At 64.1% G+C, this 20,653-nt stretch carries 19 protein-coding genes; 9 read left to right on the top strand and 10 right to left on the bottom strand.

All coding sequences use genetic code 11. The annotated features are described in order from the left end of the window. Nucleotides 1-7: 7 nt before the first annotated feature. Entirely contained in the window at nucleotides 8-880 is an 873-nt protein-coding gene (locus IV113_RS24520; RefSeq protein ID WP_291090812.1) for a pirin family protein, read from the bottom strand. 97 nt (nucleotides 881-977) lie between these two features. On the opposite strand from IV113_RS24520, the gene IV113_RS24515 reads away from it, so the two are divergent. Then, nucleotides 978-1,883: a LysR family transcriptional regulator gene (locus tag IV113_RS24515; RefSeq protein WP_291090811.1), complete on the top strand. Its 906-nt coding sequence runs from the start codon at nucleotides 978-980 to the stop codon at nucleotides 1,881-1,883. Between the two features lie 141 nt (nucleotides 1,884-2,024). After that, nucleotides 2,025-3,068, top strand: coding sequence for an RNA methyltransferase (locus IV113_RS24510; RefSeq protein WP_291090809.1), 1,044 nt, complete (start codon nucleotides 2,025-2,027; stop codon nucleotides 3,066-3,068). 6 nt (nucleotides 3,069-3,074) lie between these two features. On the opposite strand, the gene IV113_RS24505 is transcribed toward IV113_RS24510, so the two are convergent. Next, nucleotides 3,075-3,854 carry a hypothetical protein gene (locus IV113_RS24505; RefSeq protein ID WP_291090807.1) on the bottom strand — a complete coding sequence of 260 codons (780 nt, stop codon included), beginning with the start codon at nucleotides 3,852-3,854 and terminating at the stop codon, nucleotides 3,075-3,077. 109 nt (nucleotides 3,855-3,963) lie between these two features. On the opposite strand from IV113_RS24505, the gene IV113_RS24500 reads away from it, so the two are divergent. Beyond that, nucleotides 3,964-4,365, top strand: coding sequence for a transcriptional regulator (locus IV113_RS24500; RefSeq protein ID WP_291090805.1), 402 nt, complete (start codon nucleotides 3,964-3,966; stop codon nucleotides 4,363-4,365). A 9-nt stretch (nucleotides 4,366-4,374) separates the two neighbouring features. On the opposite strand, the gene IV113_RS24495 is transcribed toward IV113_RS24500, so the two are convergent. The 4 genes from IV113_RS24495 to IV113_RS24480 are packed head-to-tail and all read right to left on the bottom strand — an operon-like array spanning nucleotide 4,375 to nucleotide 8,335. After that, nucleotides 4,375-5,697 carry an FAD-dependent oxidoreductase gene (locus IV113_RS24495; protein WP_291090803.1) on the bottom strand — a complete coding sequence of 441 codons (1,323 nt, stop codon included), beginning with the start codon at nucleotides 5,695-5,697 and terminating at the stop codon, nucleotides 4,375-4,377. Beyond that, the gene (locus IV113_RS24490) at nucleotides 5,694-6,842 is read right to left on the bottom strand and encodes an acyl-CoA dehydrogenase family protein (RefSeq protein ID WP_291090801.1); all 1,149 of its coding nucleotides are present in this window, start codon (nucleotides 6,840-6,842) and stop codon (nucleotides 5,694-5,696) included. Before IV113_RS24490 ends, IV113_RS24495 begins: the two co-directional genes overlap by 4 nt. After that, the gene (locus IV113_RS24485) at nucleotides 6,839-7,405 is read right to left on the bottom strand and encodes an OsmC family protein (protein ID WP_291090799.1); all 567 of its coding nucleotides are present in this window, start codon (nucleotides 7,403-7,405) and stop codon (nucleotides 6,839-6,841) included. Before IV113_RS24485 ends, IV113_RS24490 begins: the two co-directional genes overlap by 4 nt. 36 nt (nucleotides 7,406-7,441) lie before the next feature. Further along, the gene (locus tag IV113_RS24480; protein WP_291090798.1) at nucleotides 7,442-8,335 is read right to left on the bottom strand and encodes a sulfurtransferase; all 894 of its coding nucleotides are present in this window, start codon (nucleotides 8,333-8,335) and stop codon (nucleotides 7,442-7,444) included. 475 nt (nucleotides 8,336-8,810) lie between these two features. Between IV113_RS24480 and IV113_RS24475 the strand changes: the two genes are divergently transcribed. The 4 genes from IV113_RS24475 to IV113_RS24460 all read left to right on the top strand — a co-directional run bounded on the left by IV113_RS24475 (nucleotide 8,811) and on the right by IV113_RS24460 (nucleotide 12,635). Beyond that, nucleotides 8,811-9,695, top strand: a complete 885-nt coding sequence (locus IV113_RS24475) for a sce7726 family protein (protein ID WP_291090796.1) — start codon at nucleotides 8,811-8,813, stop codon at nucleotides 9,693-9,695. Nucleotides 9,696-9,697: 2 nt separating this feature from the next. Beyond that, the gene (locus tag IV113_RS24470) at nucleotides 9,698-10,633 is read left to right on the top strand and encodes a sce7725 family protein (RefSeq protein WP_291090794.1); all 936 of its coding nucleotides are present in this window, start codon (nucleotides 9,698-9,700) and stop codon (nucleotides 10,631-10,633) included. Next, nucleotides 10,630-11,661 carry an RES family NAD+ phosphorylase gene (locus IV113_RS24465; protein WP_291090792.1) on the top strand — a complete coding sequence of 344 codons (1,032 nt, stop codon included), beginning with the start codon at nucleotides 10,630-10,632 and terminating at the stop codon, nucleotides 11,659-11,661. Before IV113_RS24470 ends, IV113_RS24465 begins: the two co-directional genes overlap by 4 nt. A gap of 113 nt (nucleotides 11,662-11,774) precedes the next feature. Next, complete coding sequence (locus IV113_RS24460) at nucleotides 11,775-12,635, top strand: hypothetical protein (protein ID WP_291090790.1); 861 nt, start codon at nucleotides 11,775-11,777, stop codon at nucleotides 12,633-12,635. Nucleotides 12,636-12,685: 50 nt separating this feature from the next. On the opposite strand, the gene IV113_RS24455 is transcribed toward IV113_RS24460, so the two are convergent. The 4 genes from IV113_RS24455 to IV113_RS24440 all read right to left on the bottom strand — a co-directional run bounded on the left by IV113_RS24455 (nucleotide 12,686) and on the right by IV113_RS24440 (nucleotide 18,973). Continuing rightward, the gene (locus IV113_RS24455; RefSeq protein WP_291090789.1) at nucleotides 12,686-12,904 is read right to left on the bottom strand and encodes a hypothetical protein; all 219 of its coding nucleotides are present in this window, start codon (nucleotides 12,902-12,904) and stop codon (nucleotides 12,686-12,688) included. Nucleotides 12,905-12,993: 89 nt separating this feature from the next. After that, nucleotides 12,994-14,598 carry a sigma 54-interacting transcriptional regulator gene (locus tag IV113_RS24450; protein ID WP_291090787.1) on the bottom strand — a complete coding sequence of 535 codons (1,605 nt, stop codon included), beginning with the start codon at nucleotides 14,596-14,598 and terminating at the stop codon, nucleotides 12,994-12,996. 39 nt (nucleotides 14,599-14,637) lie between these two features. Next, nucleotides 14,638-15,558, bottom strand: coding sequence for a DNA-binding response regulator (locus IV113_RS24445; RefSeq protein WP_291090785.1), 921 nt, complete (start codon nucleotides 15,556-15,558; stop codon nucleotides 14,638-14,640). After that, nucleotides 15,542-18,973 carry an ATP-binding protein gene (locus IV113_RS24440; RefSeq protein WP_291090783.1) on the bottom strand — a complete coding sequence of 1,144 codons (3,432 nt, stop codon included), beginning with the start codon at nucleotides 18,971-18,973 and terminating at the stop codon, nucleotides 15,542-15,544. Before IV113_RS24440 ends, IV113_RS24445 begins: the two co-directional genes overlap by 17 nt. 139 nt (nucleotides 18,974-19,112) lie before the next feature. On the opposite strand from IV113_RS24440, the gene urtA reads away from it, so the two are divergent. Together urtA and IV113_RS24430 are read left to right on the top strand one after the other, a co-directional pair. Continuing rightward, entirely contained in the window at nucleotides 19,113-20,381 is a 1,269-nt protein-coding gene (gene urtA, locus IV113_RS24435) for an urea ABC transporter substrate-binding protein (protein ID WP_291090780.1), read from the top strand. Nucleotides 20,382-20,443: 62 nt separating this feature from the next. Then, on the top strand, nucleotides 20,444-20,653 hold a 210-nt coding region (locus tag IV113_RS24430; protein ID WP_291090779.1), incomplete at its 3' end, for a hypothetical protein.

Below are 20,653 nucleotides of genomic sequence, written 5' to 3'. Positions count from 1 at the left end.
CTCCTGTTCAGGCGTCGGCTGTGATGCGGCCCATCTTGCCGCTCTGAAAGTCCGTGAAAGCCTGCTGGATCTCGGCCTCCGTGTTCATCACGAACGGACCATAACCCACCACCGGCTCGTCGATCGGCTCACCGGTCAGCCACAGCACCGTGCTGTCTTCCAGCACCTCCAGCGTCACGTCTTCGCCATCGCGCGAGAACACCGGCATGTTGGCCACGGTCACCTCCTGGCCATCGGCCAGCCGCAGCCGGCCGCGCAGCACCAGCGGCGCCGTGGTGTGGCCTGCCGCTGCCGGCAGGGTCACCGTGTGACCAGCCTTCAGGCGCAGGTCCCATACCTGCATGGGCGTGAAGGTGTGCGCCGGGCCTTTCGCACCGAGCAGTTCGCCCGCGATGATGCGCGCCGTGCCGGCGCCATCGGGTAAAGCCACCTCGGGGATCTGCTCGCGCGTGATGCCCTGGTAGCCCGGCGCGGCCATCTTGTCGCGCGCCGGCAGGTTCACCCACAGCTGCACCATTTCGAACGGGCCGCCGGCTTTCGCGAAACGCTCGCCGTGGTACTCCTCGTGCACGATGCCGCTGGCCGCCGTCATCCACTGCACCTCGCCGGGGCCGATGGTGCCGCCGCCGCCGCTGGAGTCGCGGTGCGAGACCTCGCCGTCGTAGACGATGGTCACGGTCTCGAAGCCGCGGTGCGGGTGCTGGCCCACGCCCCGTTGCTTGGTGGTGGGCTCAAAACGGGTGGGGCCGCCGTAGTCGAGCATCAGGAACGGCGAGAAGCGCTCGGGCCGGTCGTTGTACGAAAACATGCTGCGCACCGGAAAGCCGTCGCCGACCCAGTGGCCGCCGGCGCTGCGTTGGATGAAAGAAACGGTTTTCATGGGGGTGTTCTCCTTGTGAACATCCACTGTACCGGCCCTGCGCGGCCGTGATAAGTCGGTAAGATCACAAATCATTTTTCAATGAGATGAACAATCCTTGAACCCCCAGAACCCCGATCTCAACGACACCCTGGTGTTCGTGCGCGTTGCGCAGGCCGGTGGCTTCAGTGCTGCCGCCCGGCTGCTGGGCATGCCCACGTCCACGCTGAGCGTGCGCGTCTCGCGGCTGGAGAAGCGCCTGGGTGTGACGCTGCTGCAGCGCACCACTCGCCGCCTGCACCTGACCGAAGCGGGCCAGGCCTACCTGCACCAGGCCGCGCGCGGGCTCGAAGACATCCTGCAGGCCGAGGCGCAGCTCGACGCCGGCAAGCACGAGGCCCAGGGCCTGCTGCGCATCACGCTGCCGATCGACATGGGTGACGAACAACTGCTCGGCATCCTCAGCGGCTACCGCGCGCGCCACCCGGGTGTGGCCGTCGAGCTGGTGTTTTCCGATGCGCGTCTGGACCTCGTGGCACAGGGCCTGGACCTGGCCCTGCGCGCCGGCGAGCTGGCCGACTCCAGCCTGGTGGCGCGCCAGATCGGCCAGGCCCGCTGGGCGCCGTTTGCGCACCCCGACTACCTGGCGCGCGCACCGGCACTGCGCGTACCGAAGGACCTCACACAACACGCCACGCTGTGCTTCAGCCCGCTCGGGCGCGACAGCTGGACACTCACGCGCGGCAAGACCCGAGCACAAGTGCCGCTGCGCTGCGCCTTCGCCGCCAACGACATGCGCCTCATTCGCCAGCTCGCGCTCGATGGCCAGGGCGTGGCCCTGTTGCCGGACTACGTGTGCCGGCGTGAGGTCGACCACGGCCAGCTGGTGCCGCTGCTGCCGGGCTGGTACGCGCGCACCGACCCGATTCACCTCGTCTACCCGGGTCAGCGTTTCGTGCCGGCGAAACTGCGCCATTTCATCGACGAGGCCGGGCCTGCGCTTTCGGCCCTGTTTGAACGGTAACGAGCCAGGGTCTCCGTTCGGACTGAGCTTGTCGAAGTCCTGCAAGCCAAATTCGCGCGAGGGCTTCGACAGGCTCAGCCCGAACGGGAAGAGGTTCAGGCGCACGATTCAACACCTGTATCGAAGTAAGCTTCTCGCTCCATGCGCATCGAACACCTCCGCCAACGCCTGCAAGCCCTGGGCGCCAACCCGCGTCACACGCAGCGCGTGCTGCGTCTGTGGTCACAGGCGCAGCCGCAGAGCAGCGGGCGGCGCGAACTCGCGCACTTCCTGCCGGCCACGCTGGTGGCGGCCCTGCCCGCGTTGGCCGACGAGCTCGCCGGTCTCGCGCGGCTGCAATCGCAACACCCGGGCGAAGACGGCTCGGCCCGCCTGCTGGTGGCGCTGGCCGATGGCCAGACGGTGGAGAGCGTGCTGCTGCCGCGCGACGGCCTCTGCGTGTCCACGCAGGTGGGTTGCGCGGTGGGCTGCGTGTTCTGCATGACCGGCCAGGGCGGTCTGGTCCGCCAGGTCGGCAGCGCCGAGATCGTGGCGCAGGTGGCGCTGGCGCGCAGCCTTCGGCCGGTGAAGAAGGTGGTGTTCATGGGCATGGGTGAGCCCGCGCACAACCTGGACAACGTGATGGAAGCCATCGACCTGCTCGGCACCATCGGCAACATCGGTCACAAGCAACTGGTGTTCTCCACCGTGGGCGACCCGCGCGTGTTCGAGGCCTTGCCGCTGGCCCGCGTGAAACCCGCGCTGGCGCTCTCGCTGCACACCACCAAAGCCGACTTGCGCGAACAACTGCTGCCCCGCGCCCCGCGCATGACGCCCGACGAACTGGTGGCCGCCGGCGAGCGCTATGCGCGCGCCACCGGGTATCCCATTCAGTACCAATGGACGCTGCTGGCCGGCATCAACGACGGCGACGACGAAATCGAGGGCCTGGTGCGCCTGCTGCACGGCAAGTACGCCATCCTCAACATGATCCCGTACAACACGGTGGACGACCTGCCCTACCAGCGCCCCAGCTGGGAACAGGCCGCGTCCATCGCCCGCCGCCTGCACCGCCGCGGCATCCTCACCAAGCTGCGGCAGTCGGCCGGGCAGGACGTGGAGGGCGGCTGCGGGCAACTGCGGGCGCGGGCAGAGAAACCCGCGAGGCGGGTGATTCCCCTGCGGGTGCAGGGCGCCATCGCCTGAGGGCGTTCAAGGCCCGCTGAGGGTCGGGCCTTCACCGGGCCGGTGCTGCGCAAACACCACCTGCGCGCAGAGCTCGTCGCGCGCCGAGGCGATGCGGCGCAGGTGCTGCCGCCATGTCGGGCTGGTCACGCCGTTGTTGCTGTGGGCCCAGAGCTGCGGGCGTGTGTCGTCGTCGAACACCATCACACGCGGCAGGCGCGCAAAACATTCCAGGGCTTCGAGACGGCCGTCGGTGATGGCGATCAAACCGTCGCGCACCGGTTGGCGCATGAACTGCGCTCCGCTGCAGACGTGGGCGCACACAAAACCATAGACCTCGTCGCGGCGGTTGGCCGGGATGAGCAGTTCGGCCAGCCGCACCAGGCCGGCCGTGCCGAAGTCGCGCGCGCCGAGGCCACCCGGCACCGGCAGGCCACAGAAGGTGCCGAGCAGGCGGTCGCGGGCGCGGGCGTGGTGGGCCACGGCAAGGAAGCGGTTGGTGAAGCGCGGATCTTCAAGGTCGGCGGCGAGTGCATCGTTGTGGTTGAGCAGTTGCCAGATCAGCAGGGCGAGCATGACCCGCGTCTGGTCGATGCCGATGGTCATCGCCACGCGGTGCACCGGCCGCTCGTGCGGTGGCGCATTGCCATCCAGCGCCTCGTGCGCCGTGATCGTGGCCAGGATGGCGCGGCGTTGCTCGTCGTGAAAGCCGAGCCCGCCCCGGGCCTGCGTGCACGGTGGGTCAAACCACCATTGCAAGAGCTCAGCGGTGGTGGGCGTGACGCGCTGCGACACGGTTGGGGTCATGTTGTCCTCCTTGCAGTTGTGGTTTTGGGTGAGTCATTGAATCAACAAGTGAATTCAGCATACAACACGAAGTTGATTCGAAACGCAGCCGAAAACTAGCGTTCGGTGCATGGAACACAAGCTCGAATTCGCCCAGCGGCTGCGCGATGCCATGGCGGCCGCCGGACTGGAGCCGCGCCCCGGTGTGCTGCTGAACCTGTTCAACGCCCACTACTGGGGACGCTCGGTGTCGTTCCAGGCGGCCTCACGCTGGCTGCGGGGCGAGGCGATTCCCGCGCAGGACAAGCTGCTGGTGCTGGCCGAGATCCTGCGCGTGGAGCCCGAGGTGCTGCGCTTCGGCCAAGCCGTGCGCCACCGCGTGCAGGAGAGCCGCAAACGGTGGGACGAGGGTGTGAGCTACCAGGAGCGCGAGGTGTTCGACGCCTTCCTCAGCCTGCCGGCGCCGCAGCGCAAGCTGGTGCGGGAGGTGATTCTGGCGTTGGCGCAGGTGCAGGCGGAGAGCAAGGGCTGAGCGCGAGACTCAATGCAACGTCAACGGCCGTGACGTCGTCTTGACCCGCACCACCGCCGCGCGCGGCTCATAAGGTGCGGGCGTGGCGCCGCAAATGTCGGCCGCGATCGCACGCGCCTGCCGCGCGATGGGTTCGATGAAGCGGCTGGGTTGGCCGTTGATGGCGATGCAGTCGCCCATGGCGTGGATGTGCTCGTTGCTGGTCTTCAGGTTCGTCGGGTCCACGGCAATGCCGTTGTCCCACTTCAAGTCAGCGCTCTGCGCCAGGCGCGGCGGTGTGGCCAGGCCGGCGGCGGCGATCACCTGGTCGGCGGCGAAACGCTGGCCGCAAGCGGTGGTGATGCGGTAGCGACCCGCCAGCTGCTCCAACTGCGCCACCTGCACACCCCCCACGAAGCGGATGGCCAGGTCTTTCCAGGCGTCGAGCAATTGGCCGCCCGCGCCCTCGGCGCTCCATCGCGCCAGCGGCTCGGCCTGCACGTCGAGCAGGGTGATGCGGTGGCCGCCGAGGGCGAGGTCGTTGGCGAGTTCGCTGCCGATCAGGCCGGCGCCGACGATGGTCACGTCTTTGGGTGTGTCTCCCAAGGCGGCGCGCAGCTTCTGGTAGGCCGCCAGGTGGTTGATGCGCCAGCACAGCGCGGCTGGCAGCGCGGCCGGCAAGTTGGCTTGCGCGCCATGGGCCAGCACCAGCCGGTCAAAGCGCAGCACGCCGCGTGTGGTGCGCAGCTGGTGCGTGTCGGCGCAGATGCGCACGGCGTGGGTGTGGCTGAGCAGGCGCACGTTCAAACGCGCAGCGGCTGCCGCGCCGCTTTCCTTCACCAGCTGGTCCAGTGCCGTGCTGCGCGCCATGGCGATGGACAGCATCGGCTTGTCGTACACGTCGCCGGCGCAGGCTGTGACCACGGTGATGGGCAGGTCGGCGTTCAGCGCACGCAGTGCCTCGGCCATCTGCCAGCCGGCGCGCCCAGCGCCGACGATGAGCACACCCGCCGCACCGCGTGTGGCCACCGGGGCGCTGCCCTTGATGTTGGCGCGCAGGGCGTCGAGGTTGGGCGGTGTGTAGGGCGTGAAGTCGGCCTTGGTCACGCCGCACAGCGGGCAGGCCCAGTCGTCGGGGATGTCGGCGTAGCGCGTGCCGGGGGCCAGGCCCCCGTCGGGGTCGCCGTCGGCTTCGTTGTAGATGTAGCCGCAGGCGTCGCAGATGTAGGAGAGGTAGGGGGCGAGTGCGCTCTCAAGGATGGCTGGTGAGGGCTTCGACAAGCTCAGCCCGAACGGAGGGGTGCTCAACTCGACCGGAGGGGTGGGCAGGGCCACGGGCAGAAGGGGGTTCATGCCGGCATCACCTCCGCAGACAGCCGCGCAATTTCCTTGCGCAGGTGTTTGATGGCGGGCGTGACGATGGCCACGAAGTGCGACTCGCGCACGCGGCGCTGCACGGCCGAGCTCATGAGGTAGCCGCGCGCGCCCTGGTGCAGCAGGGCCGACTGCGCCGCGCGCAAGCTCAGCTCGGCACCGTGGGCGCGCGCGTCGAGCACGTCGATGAAAAACTCCACCGACGGGTTGTAGGGCGTCTCGGCCAGCTTCATCACGCGCGCGGTGAGCGCGTCCAGCTCGGCCTGCAGCGCGTCGGGCCGGTCTTCCAGAAACTGGTTCACATGGCCCAGCTGCGCCTCCACCTCCCAGATGGAATCGATGGCGCCCTGCGTCACACCCACCGCCATGCCGCACTGGAGCATGACGAAGGCCGCGCGGATACGGGCAATGAACGGTTTGGCGGCGTCGGCGATCACATCATCGGCGCCAATGAAATGGTCTTTGAGGCGCAGCGCGTAGGTGCCCGTGCCTTCCATGGCCGAGAAGCTCGGGCACTCGCGCAGCTCCACGCCGGGCGTGCCGCAGCGCAGCAGAAACATCACCTCGCGGCCGATGTGTTCTTCGCCATTCACCACCGCGGCAATCGCGCCGCAGCTGTGGTCGGGGCCGAGGTTGCTCACCCAGGGCAGCGAGCCGTTGACGATGTAGCCACCCTCGACCGGCGTGGCCTTGAGCAGCAGGCTCTCGATCTGCGCGTAGCTCTTCATGGGGTTGGACAAGGCCGTGCCGCCCAGCGTGTCGCCGCGCACGTGCGCCATCAGCGCTTCGCCATTCAGCGCGGGGTTGCCCGACTGCTGCATGTACAGACCGCACACCGCCTGGCACCACATCATGAAGCCGGTGGCGCCGCACACGCGCGAGGCCTCGGCCATGGCGCGGATCGACAGGCCGAAGTCGCCCGGGCCGGCCTCGCCGTGCAGGTGCGCGCTCATGGCGCCGAGGGCGGCGAGTTGCTGCAGCTCGGCGCGGGGGTAGTAGCCGCTGCGGTCGATGGACTCGACCACCGCCGCCAACGGGCCCTGCGCCACCTCGCGCACCGCGGCCAGCAGCGCGGTGGCCGATGTTTCGTGGGTCAGCTCAGGGGGCAGGTCGTGGGGGTTCATGCGTCTGCCAGTCCGATGGTCATTGGAATCGGGTTGCGCATGCTGTTGGCCACGGGCGAGTAGAAATTGGCGTGCTGCACGATCTCGTCGAGCACCTCACGCGGCGCATCGCCCTCCACCACCACCTTCACGCGAATCGCCTGAAAACCCATCTCGGCCGGCAGCTTCTCCAGCGCGCCACCGGCGCCCCACGCAGCGGGGTTGCCGATGTCGCCTTCGAGGAACACCTCCAGCTTGCTGAGCTTCACGCCCTTCCAGGTGGCCACCGCCGTGATGCCCACCGCCAGGCACCCGCCCAGGCCGGAGAGCACGATCTCGCCGGGCGCGGGCGCCGTGTCTTCGCCAAACAAATGCAGCGGCTCGTCCACCACCACCGGGGCATGGTTGCCCACGGTGGAGAGCGAGCGGTACTGCCCCTCCATCACGGTGTGGACCTTGTTGGTGCCACGGCTGGCGGGGTTGGCTTTGCCCTTGGCGGCAAAGGCCGCGAGGCCCTCGCTGTCGATGGGGCGCAGGTAGGCCTTCACAGTGGTCACAGGCTCAAGCGTGTCGGTAACGGACATGGTGTCTCCAGGTTTTCAGGGGTCGGGGAAAAAGAATCAGGCGGCGAGCGCCAGCGCAGGCTTCTTGCTGGACTTGACCAGCGGCAGACCGGTCTCGATCGGCAGGCTCTCGTCGCGCGACCACTCGTTCCACGAGCCGAAGTACATGCGCACGTCAGAGAAGCCGGCCTGCTTGAGCGCCAGGAAGGTGTTGGACGCGCGCGCGCCCTTGAAGCAGTAGAGGTAGATGGTGTCGTCGGTGGTGATGCCGGCGGTGGCGCACTCGGCCTTCACCTCGTCGGGCGTCTTGAACACCGGGCCTTGCGCCGAAGGCTTCATGAAGCGGTACCACTCCAGCCACTTGGCGCCGGGCAGGCGCCCCTTGCGCGGCGCGAAGTCCTTGCCGTAAGGCGATGAGGATTCGCCGATCCACTCGTCGATGTCGCGCACGTCGAGCAACACGGTGTCGGTGCCCAGCGCGGCCTTCACATCGTCCTGCGTGAGCATCACGTCGGAGGTGGGCAGATCGCTCGGGAAGGTGGCGGGGGTGGGCGTGGCTGCCGTGGTGGACACCGGCATGCCGGCCGCTTTCCAGGCGCTGAAGCCGCCGTTGAGCACCTTGATCTTGGGGTAGCCCAGCCAGGTGAGCAGGTAGTAGCCACGGCACGACTGGCCGTAGCCGCTGTTCATCGCGTCTTCGTAAAACACCGCCGTTTCCTTGCCCGACAAACCGGCGGCGCCCAGCGCCTCGGCAAACGTGGCCTTGAGCGCCTGTAGACCTTCGGGCGTGGAGGTGGCCAGGTACGTGAACACTTCGCGCAGGTTCACGGCACCGGGAATGTGACCGGCGGCAAAGGTGTCCGCGTCACGCGTGTCGATGACCACGACGGGTTCGGAAGACTGCAGCGCAGCAAGCTGGGCGGGGGCGATCAGGGTGGCTTCAATGCTCATGGAGACCTCGCGGAAGTGGCGGCAGGCGGGATTGCCTGAGGTCTCTAGCGCAACCTGCGTGCCAGGGGGTGGGCACGTGGGTTATTGCGCGAAGGGCGTTGAATTTGTTGGGTTTATTGAGATTGAGTGCGGGAAGGCGCTGGCTGACGGCGATGCCTGGCTGCGCCACTGTGTCGACACAATGTCAACACAGTGTTGGTGCTGGCAGGCCGTCTGCAGGCCATAGAGCGAACCGTCGTTAGTCCAGCTTGCAAATTTTCGGGTGTCCGTGATGTCCATCTGTTCAAAATCGGTACGCGCGTTTACCGCCCGCTCGCCTTTCCGCCACCCACAGCTTTGGATGGGGCGCAACGATCTATTCGAACCGGTCGGTTTTGGACGAACGTTTGCCCATGGCCATGCCTTTCGGCCGAGGGAGTGGCCGTCCTATACTTGCCACGTTCGGCCCGAAGGGGCGTTTCTCTAGGAGAGTTCCTTGCGTTTGAGCGCGACCCAGCTGTCAGCCTGCTCAAGGCTATTCTCTTCCGCTGTCTTTCGACAGTTGGCGGGGAAAGGCAAGTCGCCATTGTTTGCGCGGCTGCTTAAGGAACTGACGCCTTCCGGTGTGACAGGCGCCACCGTCGCCGAAGCTTTTGAATCAGCGTTCTCCATGCTGCGCGTCGAAGCTTGTCGCGATGAATACGTGTACAGGTCCGCGGTGACGCACAAGGTCTTATTGGGCACCCACTCTCTGTCTTCAGCATCTATGCTGACCGAATTTAGAGTCGCCGATTGCAAGGCAGACTTGGCTATTTTGAATGGCACCGCAACAGTCTACGAGATCAAGTCCGAACGCGACTCTTTAAGCCGCTTGGCGAAACAGGTTGCCACTTATCAGACTTTCTTCTCTCGGGTTGTCGTGATTTGTGGAGAGAGTCATGCCGAAGAGATTCTTAAGGTCACGCCGACCGATGTTGGCGTATTGCGTCTCTCGAAAAGACATCAAATTTCCACCTTGCGCGAAGCTGCCGACCGCCCCGACCTAATTTGTCCGGTTACGGTCCTCGATTCGCTGCGCTCTTCCGAAGCTGCAGAAATCCTCGAACGCCTTGACATCTCAGTCCCCACCGTTCCAAATACGCAATTGCGGTTAGAAATGCGGACACTCTTCGCACAACTGAAACCTGAAGATGTGCACAGAGAAATGATCCGCACGCTTAAAAGATCGCGCGATCTTGCGCCTCTAAGAACTCTTGTTGCTCAATTGCCTAACTCTTTGCAAGCCGCCGCGTTGTCGGTGCCTATAAAGAAATCGGATCACGATAAGTTGGTGGAAGCTTTAAATACAAACTTGGATTTGGCACTAGGCTGGGGTGGATAACAATGTATTTTCCTTATTTTCGGGGCAAGCAGTACGAATTAATTGCTGTGCGCGAGAACGCAGCAAAACTACAAGCTGCGGGGTTCACACCAATTATTGAGCCCGTTAAGGAGTCGCTAGGCGGCCTGGAGAAGGCCTTGAATGCCATTTGTGATGTAGACGGTACAGCTGTGGTTATCGTCAACCCTTATCACGGTGATCATGCAGATAAAGGCGATGCGATTTCAGCGTTATTGAAAGAAAAGTTTTTGCCTAAGCGTGAAATAGCCGCTGGGATTTTGCTCAAAGATAATGTTACCGTCGAAGAGGCGCTGCAGTGTTGCCAGATCCATGCAGACCATAACCTTACGCTAATTCATGCAGGCTTCACCGGCGCAAGGGCTCTTGCTGAAGGTTTAGGTGCGAAGCTGACTGATACCAGACATGTCTTCTTTGAAAAAGATTGCGGCAAGCTCTATCGCAAGCATTTTCAAGGAAGTAAACGGATAATTATTGGTGATGGTTTTGAAAAGCGAACTAATAGCAAGTATCCACTGGTAGAACCATACTCTGATCTCCATGTAACCTACACTGAAGAAGGCATGGACGGCTTCGGTGATTTTCTAACAGTCGGGGACGATTACTCAGAAGGCGGGGGGCCTGCCTACGCAATTGCTATCCACCTCACCTTCATTGATCCAGGCAATGATGATGCGATGTTCATCTATCACTTCAAATCTCTGAGGATGGACACGCCCACTGACCCAGCCGGGAAGTTTGCGGAAGCGCTCAACGCAATGATTGAAAAACTGAACGAACCTCAATCTATGGTGCTGGAGACTGAGGCCGTTAAAGAATTTCGCAGCCTTCACGAGAAGCGGCACTTTCCCGGGCTGGGCTACGTAAAGAAGCTCTCTATGCAGCACCATATTGAAACGCTAGCAGCCTACTTCCCATGACTTCTAGCGCGACAGGGATGAGATGTTGCGCCAGCTGTTTCAACGATCGCAGTTTGCTTGGGAATATTATTCCCTCTATCTCTGAGGAGCTCGGCAAATGCTCTTATTGCGGCACCGATCAGGCGACGCTTGTGCATCCAACGCAGTTGGCAGAGTTGTTTGCACCTTTGATTTCGATTTATGAACCAGACGCTCAAGGGAAGCTGCTTGTCGAGTGGATGAAGTCTGACTGGGGGATGTTTAGCCATCCTCGCATGGATGTCCCAGCAGCCAAGAATCTGTTGGGAGACATACTCGACGACGGTGAGATTGTGCGCCGCAATTTTTCGCCATCTAGCAAATATCTGAGCGACGGCTTGGATAGGTGGGAAGCGTTGCGCGATGAGTTGATGTACAAAAATAGGTACTTCCCTGACTCTAATTTGGACAAGGAGCGTCTTTCTAATTTATTGCTCCATTTAAGAGCTGATGAACCCCCGATTATTTGGTATAGATCAAGAATTCAGCAGGGTGATCAGCCCTACCTTGTTGAGGCGATGAGCGCACCCCCCAAGCGCGTTACATCGCACGGCCGAGCCAATCCCCCGGGTATTCCGTACCTATATCTCGGTTCAACGCGGCAGACAGCAGTTTCTGAAATTCGCCCGCACACCGGCGAAATGGTGTGCATAGCTGACTTTACATTAGTCTCGGGCCTGCAGATGATCGACCTACGCGATCCTAAGAGTTTGATCTCTCCCTTCTTCTTTGGTGACGAAGATCAAATCGGGGCTATGCGAAACGATCTGCCTTTCCTCGAAAGGCTAGGTCAAGAGCTGACAAGGCCCGTTCTGCCGCAAGGCGCGGCTATTGATTATGTGCCTAGTCAATACCTATGCGAGTTCATCAAAAAGGCTGGCTATGACGGAGTGATTTACAAGAGCTCCGTGAGTGACGGAATGAATCTCGCGCTATTCAATCCAGACAAGGCTATTCCGGGAGCTGTCGAACAACGCCGTGTTGTTAGCGTTAAGGTCGAAATCGCATAGCAGATGCTCAGCCAAGCATTTACTCCAATAGTTCTTAATGGGGCAACGAGAAGTCATATGTTTTCTCGCAAAATAACCAAACAGGGGTAGAGATGGGTAGCATAAATTTCACGATGTCATACGAGGGAGCAAGCTCTGACAGGCACCGTATAGACCTCTATGATGTATCAACTGCTCTCATTGGCTTTCAGCGGTCTCTTGCGCTGACTACGCATCTCTTGCTGAATGATGAGATCATTACCCAGGCGCCTTCGCTAAAGAACGCGAAGATATTCGCGATTCCCCCAGAAGCAGGAAGCTGGAAATTGACTGCTGTCATTTCAACCGCGCTGTATACGCTTGGGACGGCTCAAAACAATTCGCCTGTTGGTCATGTTCTGTACTCGCTGTATGACTACGTCATCTCCGAAAGCTTGGGCGTGCATGTTGACTACAACAAGTCGCTAGGCGTTCTCTATAAGGAGGCGGCAGCTAGGAAAATTGACGTGCCTGTGGTTAAAGAAAGTCAGGTGGATGCTCTAATCGAAAAATGTAGCAACGCCATCGTTGAAATGCATCGTCCAATCGTAAAGAGTGGATCGGCAACACAGTGCGTTATCACGTGTGGACAAAGAAACCATGAAGCCCCGCTCCGAACTGCACTAAACCGGAAGACGTATGCCTACATCCATGAAACCATTGAGGACCGGGTGCCGAACGTCTACGAAGGACGAGTCTCAAGTTACAACACCAACACATTCAAAGGCCGCATCTACATTCCTGCCTTGGGCAGACCGGTAGCTTTTGAGCTTGAACCGAACACCCGATCAAATCGGGAGGTTGAAGTAGTCGCCAGAAGTCTTTTTCACAGCGGCTTGAAGCAACACCAGGAGCCGGGAAGCTTGATATACATCGTGGCTTCTCAGAAAACCAGCAAGGGTGGCGTGCTGAAATCTTTGATGATCAGCAAAGTGAGCGACAAGCCCTACAGCTGAAGAGGCTGTCTTTACAGATGGATCAGCCAGGTACCTGTTAGGCGAGTCATTTATCGGCAAACCATGTCGTCAGCATCCAGCGCAGGCGGTCGCAGCAGGTCCTCGTCAATCCCCATCACCGCACTCGCCCGCTCCACCGCCCGCCACAGCAAGGGCGGCATCTTCAATATGTCGCCAGGCGAATCGGCCTGCGCAATCCAGCTGGTGATTTGTTGGTGCTCGTCGGTGGTCAGCAATGCCAGGTTCAGCATTTCGTCGATGGTTTTCATGGCGGCTTCTCGCAAGTCTTGGTCAATGGCGCTGATGCTGTCACACATCCGTTGCGCCGGCTTTTACTCCACCCCTTCAACCCCACCCGTCATCGCAGCCCCGCCTTGCGCAGCCGGTAGCTGAACTGCCGCAGCGTGAGCCCCAGGCTCTGGGCGGCCTGGGTCTGGTTGCCCTGGTGGCGCAGCAGGGCGTCTTTCAGGGTCTGCGGGCTGTGTGAACGGGCGCTCAGGTATTCGCGCACGGTGCCGGCGGGCAGGGGCCGGCCGGGTGGTGGTTCGGCGGCGGGCAGCGGTGTCAGTGACTCGGGCATGAAGCGCTCCAGCGCCACGGCGGTCACGCGGGTGTGGTCGGTCAGCAGCACCAGCCGTTCGATCAGGTTGCCCAGCTCGCGGATGTTGCCCGGCCAGTCGTGCGTTTCCAGCCGCGCCATGGCCTCGGGCGCCAGGTGCACGTTGCGCTCGTGCGCCTGGTTGGCGCGGTTCACAAAATGCAGCGCGAGCGCGCGGATGTCTTCGCGCCGCTCGCGCAGGCTGGGCAGGCGGATCGGGATCACGTTGAGCCGGTAATACAGGTCTTGCCGAAACCGCCCGGCCTGCACCTCGCGCGCCAGGTCGCGGTTGGTCGCGGCCACCAGACGCACATTCACCTTCAGCTCGCGCGTGCCGCCCAGGCGCACCAGCGTGCCCTCTTGCAGCGTGCGCAGCAGCTTGCTCTGCATGGCCAGCGGCAGCTCGCCGATCTCGTCCAGAAAGATGGTGCCGCCGTTGGCCTGCTCAAACCAGCCGGCGCGCGCGGTGTTGGCGCCGGTGAAGGCGCCGCGCTCGTAGCCGAACAGTTCTGATTCGAACAGCGTCTCGGGGATCGCCGAGCAGTTCACCTTGATGAAGGGCTGGTCGTGCCGGCCGCTGGCCAGGTGCACGGCACGGGCAAACAGTTCCTTGCCCGTGCCCGACTCACCCAGCAGCAACACCGTGGCCTGCGACTGCGACACGCGCTCCAGCTCACCCAGCGCCTGCAGCAGCGCAGGTGAGCGGCCAATGAGCCCGTAGCGTGCGGTGCTCGTGTCGAGCGCACGGGCCAGTGCGGCGTTGCGCTCTTCGAGCTGGCGGGTTTCTTCGGCCACCAGCTGCTCCAGCTGCAGCAGCTGGCCGGCCAGCGTGGCCAAAATTCGCAGCACGGCCAGGTCGTCGTTCAAGTGGCGCTGGCGGCTGCGGATGCGGTGGCAGGCCAGCACGCCGATGGTCGCGCCGTTCACTTCAATGGGCAACGCGATGAAGGCCACGGTCTGCGGTGGCAGCTGGCTGCGCGGCACGCAGCGAAAGAGGAAGAGCGGTTCGGCGTCCACGTCCTGCACGATGGCGGGCAGACCGGTCTGCAGCACGCGCCCGGTGATGCCCTCGCCCCAGCGGTACACGCCGCTGGCCACCTGGCCGGCGGTGAGGCCGTAGGCGTGGCGGATGGAGGCGGTGCGTGTTTCCTTGGGCTGTCTGCCGGTGGCTTCGTCGGCCAACACCATGCGCCCTCGGTTCAGGCCGAGCAGCTCGCTCATCAGGTGCAGCATCTCGCGCAGCACGAAGGCCGGCGCCAGGCTGCGGCCCACCAGCTTCATCACCTCGCGCATGAGCAGCAGCTCCTGGGCGTGCCAGTCGGTGCCGGTGTGATCGAGGTCGGGGTCGGTGCGGTGCGGGGGCATGGCTCAGAGGCAAGCAAGCATCGCGCCGGAGCGGTGCTTTCAGTCTTGCGGCAGCAGGCGCCCAGCGATGGCGGCGGCCGCTGACCGCGTCTCCACCCCCAGCTTCTCGAACACATGCTCCAGGTGCTTGTTCACCGTGCGGTGGCTCATGCCCAGGATGTCGGCGATGTCGCGGTTGGTCTTGCCCTTGGCCAGCCACGACAGCACCTCGGTCTCGCGCGGCGTGAGCGCGATGTCGCGCAGGCGCTGCGCGGCAGCGCTGTCGGGTGTGAGCGTGAGCAGCAGCATCGACTCGCCCAGGTTGCCCTGGCCCATGTTGCGCGCCAGCAGGCGGCCGTGGCGCCCGAGGTCGCGCGTGGTCTCGGTGTTGCTGAGCGCCGTGCCCAGCCATTCGCCTGCGCGTTTGCCCGCAGCGGCGTCCGCGCCGAAGGCCAGCGCGAGCCAGGCCGTGGCCTGCGGCGAGCGCCAGGCCATGCGACCCTGCGTGTCCAGCACCACCGTGCCCATGCCGGCCACGTCCACCGCTTCCTGCGCCAGCCGCGTCACGCGCGCATTGCGCACATGCGTGGCGAGCCGCGCCATCACCTCGGGAATGCGCAGCGGCTTGACCACGTAGTCCACGCCGCCGCAGGCGAAGCCGCGCAGGATCTGGTCGCTCTCCGAAAGGCCGGTCATGAAGACGATGGGCACGTGTGACCAGGCCGGCGTGGCCTTGATGTGCTCGCAGAACGCGAAGCCGTCCATGCCCGGCATCACCGCGTCGAGCAGCACGCCGTCGGGCACGGCGACCTCGAAACGTTCGAGCGCTTCCTCGGCGTCGCGCGCGGCGAGCACCACATAGCCCTCACTCACCAGCGCGTCGCCCAGCATGCGCAGGGTGTCCACGGCGTCGTCCACCACCAGGATCACGGGTTGTGTGACCAGGGGTGGCGTGGCCACTGGGTCAGGTGTTGATGTCATCTTCTTCTTCCGTGAGCTCCGCGGTGTCCCTGAGGTATTCGATCAGGGTTTGAAAGTCGAACCGGTCTGCGCACGACTGCAGCAGCGCCAGCGTGGCGGCGTGCGCGGGTTCGGCGGTTTGGGCCTGCCACAGGCGCTGGCGCAGCGCGGCGGCCTGGCCCTGGCGCGCCAGGCGCTGCAGTTCCTCGCGCAGGTCTTCGGGCAGCGGCACGCCGGTGACGCGGTGGCGCACGATGCTCACCGGCGTGGTGGCCGGCGCCTGTTCGGTCACCCACTCCAGCGCCAGCGCGCCCTTCAGCGCGTCCAGCAACTCGGACTCCATCATGGGCTTGGCCACGAAGCCCTGGCACTCCAGCTTGGTGAGTTCCTCGGGCCGGTTGTCGAACAGGTTGGCCGAGACGAACACGATGGGCAGGGCCGATGCCGGCAGCAGCTTGCGCACGGCCGCAGCGGTCTGCCAGCCATCAAGCCCGTCCATGGTGAGATCGAGCAGCAGCAGGTCGGGCGGGTGCTGTTCGATGATCTCCAGGCACTCCTGGCCGCTGGCCGCCTCGCGCACCACGAAGCCCAGCGGCACCAGAAGGCTGGCGAGCAGCTGGCGGTGCAGCGGCTGGTCGTCCACCACCAGCAGCGTGCGGCGTGGCCCCAGGTAGCCGGTGACGGCGCGCAGCGTGGACGGGATCGGCAGCGGGTGCTTGGGGTCGGACGGAATGGGCGGCAGGTACAGGCGCAACGAGAAGGTGCTGCCCTGGCCGGGCCGGCTCTTGAGCGTCAGCTCGCCGCCCATCATGTCGGTCAGCAGGTGGGTGATGGTCAGGCCCAGGCCGGTGCCGGTTTCCAGCGCGCGCCGCCCGGCGCTGCCGCGCTCGAACGGCAGGAAAATGCGCGTCTGGTCCTGCGCGGCGATGCCGATGCCGGTGTCGATCACGTCGATGCGCGCCACCTGCTGGCGGAAGTCGAGTTTGAGCGTCACGTCGCCCTGGTCGGTGAAGCGCACCGCGTTGCTCAGCAGGTTGATCAAAATCTGGCGCAGGCGCTTGGCGTCCGCCCGCACCCAGGCCGGCAGCTCGCCCTCCTGCTGCACCACGAAGCGCAGGCCCTTGGCCTCGGCCTGCGGGCGGATCATGCGCTCCACGTCTTCGAGCAGCTGGCCGAGTGGCAGCGGCACCGGGTCGAGCTTCAAGCGCCCGGCCTCGATGCGCGCGAGGTCGAGCGAACCGTCGATGAGTGCGTGCATGTGCTGGCCGCTGCGCTGCATGGTGGCGATGGTCTCGCGCACCCAGACCGAGATGTCGCTGTTCTTCAGCAGGATCTGCGCGTAACCCAGGATGCTGGTGAGCGGCGTGCGCAGCTCGTGCGTCATGCCGGCCACGTAGCGCGTCTTGGCCTGGCTCGCGGCCTCGGCGCGGTCGCGTGCCGACTGCAGCTCGGCGTCGGTGCGCTGGTGGGCGTCGATCTCCAGCATCAGCAGCTGCGTCTGCCGCTCCGACTCGTCCTGCGCCATGCGCCGGCTGTCGGTGGTGAGCACCACCCACCACGAGCACACCGCGGCCAGCAGCACAAGAAAGGCGTAGATCTTGAAGAAGGGCGACTGCAAGGCCTCGGCCGGCGCGTGCAGGCTCTCCTGCACATAGACCATGCCGATCAGGAAAGCCATGATCGCGCTGATCGACAGCCACACCGCGAGGAACTGGCCGGCGCGGAAGTTCACCCGCACCACCACGCCCTGCGGCAGCACCGCAGTGAGCGCCGCGCGCACCTGGTCGATGGCGCGCGAGTTGGTCTTGCAGCGGTCGTGGCAGCGCGATTCGAGCGAGCAGCACAGCGAGCAGATGGGCGCGCGGTAGGCCGGGCAGCTCGCCATGTCTTCCGACTCGAACTGGTTCTCGCACACCGCGCAGCGCACCGCCTCGCCGGGCTTCCACTCGGCCGAGGGTGTGCGCGCGAGGTAGTACTTGCCCTGCGTGGCCCAGGCGATCAGGGGCGAGAGCATCAGCGCCAGGCCCAGCGCGATGAAGGGCGAGAACGCCGCGGCCATTTCCCCCATGACACCCGCGTAAGCCAGGCTGGCCACCAGCGCCGCGATGATCATCGAGCCCATGCCGACCGGGTTGAAGTCGTACAGGTAAGCGCGGCGGAACTCGATGCCTTTCGGGCTCAGGCCCAGCGGCTTGTTGATGATGAGGTCGGCCACCAGCGCGCCGACCCAGGCAATGGCCACGTTGCTGTACACACCCAGCACCTTCTCGATGCCGGCGAACACGCCCAGCAGCATCAGCAGGGTGGCAATCGCCACGTTGAACACCAGCCAGACCACCCGCCCGGGGTGGCTGTGCGTCACACGCGCGAAGAAGTTGGACCAGGCGAGCGACCCCGCGTAGGCGTTGGTCACGTTGATCTTGATCTGCGAAATGATCACGAACACCACCGTCATCACCACCGCCAGACCGGGGTGGCCCACCGCCTGGGTAAAGCCGGCGAGAAACATCTGCGTGGGCTCGGTGGTGCGCTCGGGCGCCACCTCGAACTGCATCGCGGCGAACGCGAGGAAGGCGCCGCCGGCCATCTTGAGCATGCCCATGCCGATCCAGCCCGGCCCGGTGATCAGCACCGCGGCCCACCAGCGCCAGCGGTTCTCGCGCTTGCGCTCGGGCATGAAGCGCAAAAAATCCACCTGCTCACCGATCTGCACCACCAGCGAAAAGATCACCGCCGCGGCGGCACCGAACATCAGCGGCTGGAAACTGTTGCTGCCCGAGCGGATGCCGGTGAGGCTGGAGAAGTCGCGGTACAGCTGGGGCTGTGAGACCGCGATCCACACGAAGGGCAGCAGCAGCAGGAACAGCCACAGCGGCTGCGTCCAGGCCTGCAGTTTCGAGATCAGCGTGATGCCGCGGATGACCAGCGGGATGATCACCACCGCCGAGATCAGGTAACACCACGCCAGCGGCCAGTCGGTCGCCATCTGCAGGGCCAGCGCCATGATCACCGCCTCGATGGCGAAGAAGATGAAGGTGAACACCGCGTAGATCAGCGAGGTGATGGTCGAGCCCAGGTAACCGAAGCCCGCGCCCCGGGTCAGCAGGTCCATGTCCAGCCCGTAGCGCGCGGCGTAGTAGGCGATCGGAAGGCCGGTGAAAAAGATGATCAGCCCCACCACCAGGATCGCCCACATGGCGTTGCCAAAGCCGTAGTTGATGGCGATCGCGCCGCCGATGGCCTCCAGCGCCAGGAAGGACAACGAGCCGAACGCGGTGTTGGCCACGCGCCACTCGCTCCATTTGCGAAAGCTGCGCGGCGTGTAGCGCAGGGCGTAGTCCTCCATGGTCTCGTCGGCCACCCACGAGTTGTATTCCCGGCGGAACCGGAAGATTTTTTGCGTGGCAACGGGCGTGGCGGGCTCGGGTGAGGGCATGCCATGGACGCTAGCAAGAAGCGACCCAACCCCGCTCTACGTTATTTGACGTATGGGCGCCCTACGGTGCTGTCCCTAGTCTTCACCCCAGTCGGCACACCGCCGGTTTCACTGTCCCAACCGTCCCAGGAGTCCACCCATGAAGCACCTCTCCGATCCGAACGCCGTCTCTCTTGAAACCCCGGAAGCCAGCCGCCGCCGCGTGCTGCAGATGCTGGGTGCCGCCGGTCTGGCGGGCTTGCCCACCTGGAGCTTTGGCCAGTCCACCGCCACGGTCAACACGACCAAGCTGGCCATCACCGACACCGAAGTCACCGTCGGTCAGCTGCACTCGTCCACCGGCACCATGGCCATTTCCGAGACTGGCTCGATCCAGGCCGAGCAGCTCGCCATCGACGAGATCAACGCGATGGGCGGCATCCTGGGCCGCAAGATCAAGGTGATCAAGGAAGACGGCGCCTCCGACTGGCCGACCTTCGCCGAGAAGTCCAAGAAGCTGCTGATCAACGACCGCTGCGCCGCCGTGTTCGGCTGCTGGACCAGCGCCTCGCGCAAGGCCGTGCTGCCGGTGTTCGAGAAGGAAAACGGCCTGCTGTACTACCCCACCTTCTACGAAGGCCTGGAGCAGTCCAAGAACGTGATCTACACCGGCCAGGAAGCCACGCAGCAGATTCTGTACAGCCTGGACTGGGCGCAGAAAGAGAAGAAGGCCAAGAGCTTCTTCCTGATCGGCTCCGACTACATCTGGCCGCGCACCTCGATGAAGATCGCGCGCAAGCACATCGAGAACTTCCAGAAGGGCAAGGTCGTCGGCGAGGAGTACTACCCGCTGGGCAGCACCAACTTCGGCTCGCTGATGAACAAGATCAAGCTGCAGAAGCCCGACTGCATCTTCGCCGCCGTGGTCGGTGGCTCCAACGTGGCCTTCTACAAGGCGCTCAAGGCCGCCGGCATCACCGGTGACAAGCAGCTGCTGGTCACGCTGTCGGTGACCGAGGACGAGATGACCGGCGTGGGCGGTGAAAACTTCCAGGGCTTCTACTCGTCGATGAAGTACTTCCAGTCGCTGGAGAACGAGAACAACAAGAAGTTCGTCGCCGCCTTCAAGTCCAAGTACGGCAAGGACTCGGTGATCGGCGACGTGACCCAGGCCGGTTACCTCGGCCCCTGGTTGTGGAAGGCGGCCGTCGAGAAGGCCAAGAGCTTCGACGTGGACAAGGTGGTGGCCGCTTCGCGCACCGGCATCGAGCTCAAGACCGCACCCGAGGGCTACGTGAAGCTCGACCCGAACCACCACCTGTGGAGCAAGTCGCGCATCGCGATGGGCATGCCGGATGCGTCGTTCAAGGTCGTCTCTGAATCGCCTGACCTGATCAAACCCGATCCGTTCCCCAAGGGATACCAGTAAGCCCTTCCACGCCGCGGCGCATGTGCGCCGTGGCGGTGTCCTTTTCGCCCTGGAGATCCGAGATGAAACAACACCTGTGGGGGCCGAGCCCATTTCCGTTCGGGCTGAGCCGTCCTCCGTTCGGGCTGAGCCGTCCTCCGTTCGGGCTGAGCCTGTCGAAGCCCCTCCACGCCCGCATCGCCCAAGGTTCCGATCGTCCTGAGCCTGTCGAAGGGCAGGCTCAGGGCGAACGGGGGGTGTTGGTGTCCACACAAGCTCAGGGCGAACGGAGT

The organism is Hydrogenophaga sp., assembly GCF_018780385.1.
Classification (GTDB): domain Bacteria; phylum Pseudomonadota; class Gammaproteobacteria; order Burkholderiales; family Burkholderiaceae_C; genus Hydrogenophaga.
The sequence above is the reverse complement of the archived record's forward strand: the minus strand, read 5'-3'. Positions and strand labels throughout refer to the sequence as shown.

Coding starts and splice junctions, on each gene's coding strand:
- IV113_RS24510 (WP_291090809.1), top strand. CDS start 2,025: ATGCGCATCGAACACCTCCGCCAACGCCTGCAAGCCCTGGGCGCCAAC.
- IV113_RS24440 (WP_291090783.1), bottom strand. CDS start 18,973: ATGCCCTCACCCGAGCCCGCCACGCCCGTTGCCACGCAAAAAATCTTC.
- IV113_RS24505 (WP_291090807.1), bottom strand. CDS start 3,854: ATGACCCCAACCGTGTCGCAGCGCGTCACGCCCACCACCGCTGAGCTC.
- IV113_RS24460 (WP_291090790.1), top strand. CDS start 11,775: ATGTCATACGAGGGAGCAAGCTCTGACAGGCACCGTATAGACCTCTAT.
- IV113_RS24480 (WP_291090798.1), bottom strand. CDS start 8,335: ATGAGCATTGAAGCCACCCTGATCGCCCCCGCCCAGCTTGCTGCGCTG.
- IV113_RS24470 (WP_291090794.1), top strand. CDS start 9,698: ATGTATTTTCCTTATTTTCGGGGCAAGCAGTACGAATTAATTGCTGTG.
- urtA (WP_291090780.1), top strand. CDS start 19,113: ATGAAGCACCTCTCCGATCCGAACGCCGTCTCTCTTGAAACCCCGGAA.
- IV113_RS24465 (WP_291090792.1), top strand. CDS start 10,630: ATGACTTCTAGCGCGACAGGGATGAGATGTTGCGCCAGCTGTTTCAAC.
- IV113_RS24450 (WP_291090787.1), bottom strand. CDS start 14,598: ATGCCCCCGCACCGCACCGACCCCGACCTCGATCACACCGGCACCGAC.
- IV113_RS24500 (WP_291090805.1), top strand. CDS start 3,964: ATGGAACACAAGCTCGAATTCGCCCAGCGGCTGCGCGATGCCATGGCG.
- IV113_RS24520 (WP_291090812.1), bottom strand. CDS start 880: ATGAAAACCGTTTCTTTCATCCAACGCAGCGCCGGCGGCCACTGGGTC.
- IV113_RS24485 (WP_291090799.1), bottom strand. CDS start 7,405: ATGTCCGTTACCGACACGCTTGAGCCTGTGACCACTGTGAAGGCCTAC.
- IV113_RS24455 (WP_291090789.1), bottom strand. CDS start 12,904: ATGAAAACCATCGACGAAATGCTGAACCTGGCATTGCTGACCACCGAC.
- IV113_RS24495 (WP_291090803.1), bottom strand. CDS start 5,697: ATGAACCCCCTTCTGCCCGTGGCCCTGCCCACCCCTCCGGTCGAGTTG.
- IV113_RS24490 (WP_291090801.1), bottom strand. CDS start 6,842: ATGAACCCCCACGACCTGCCCCCTGAGCTGACCCACGAAACATCGGCC.
- IV113_RS24445 (WP_291090785.1), bottom strand. CDS start 15,558: ATGACATCAACACCTGACCCAGTGGCCACGCCACCCCTGGTCACACAA.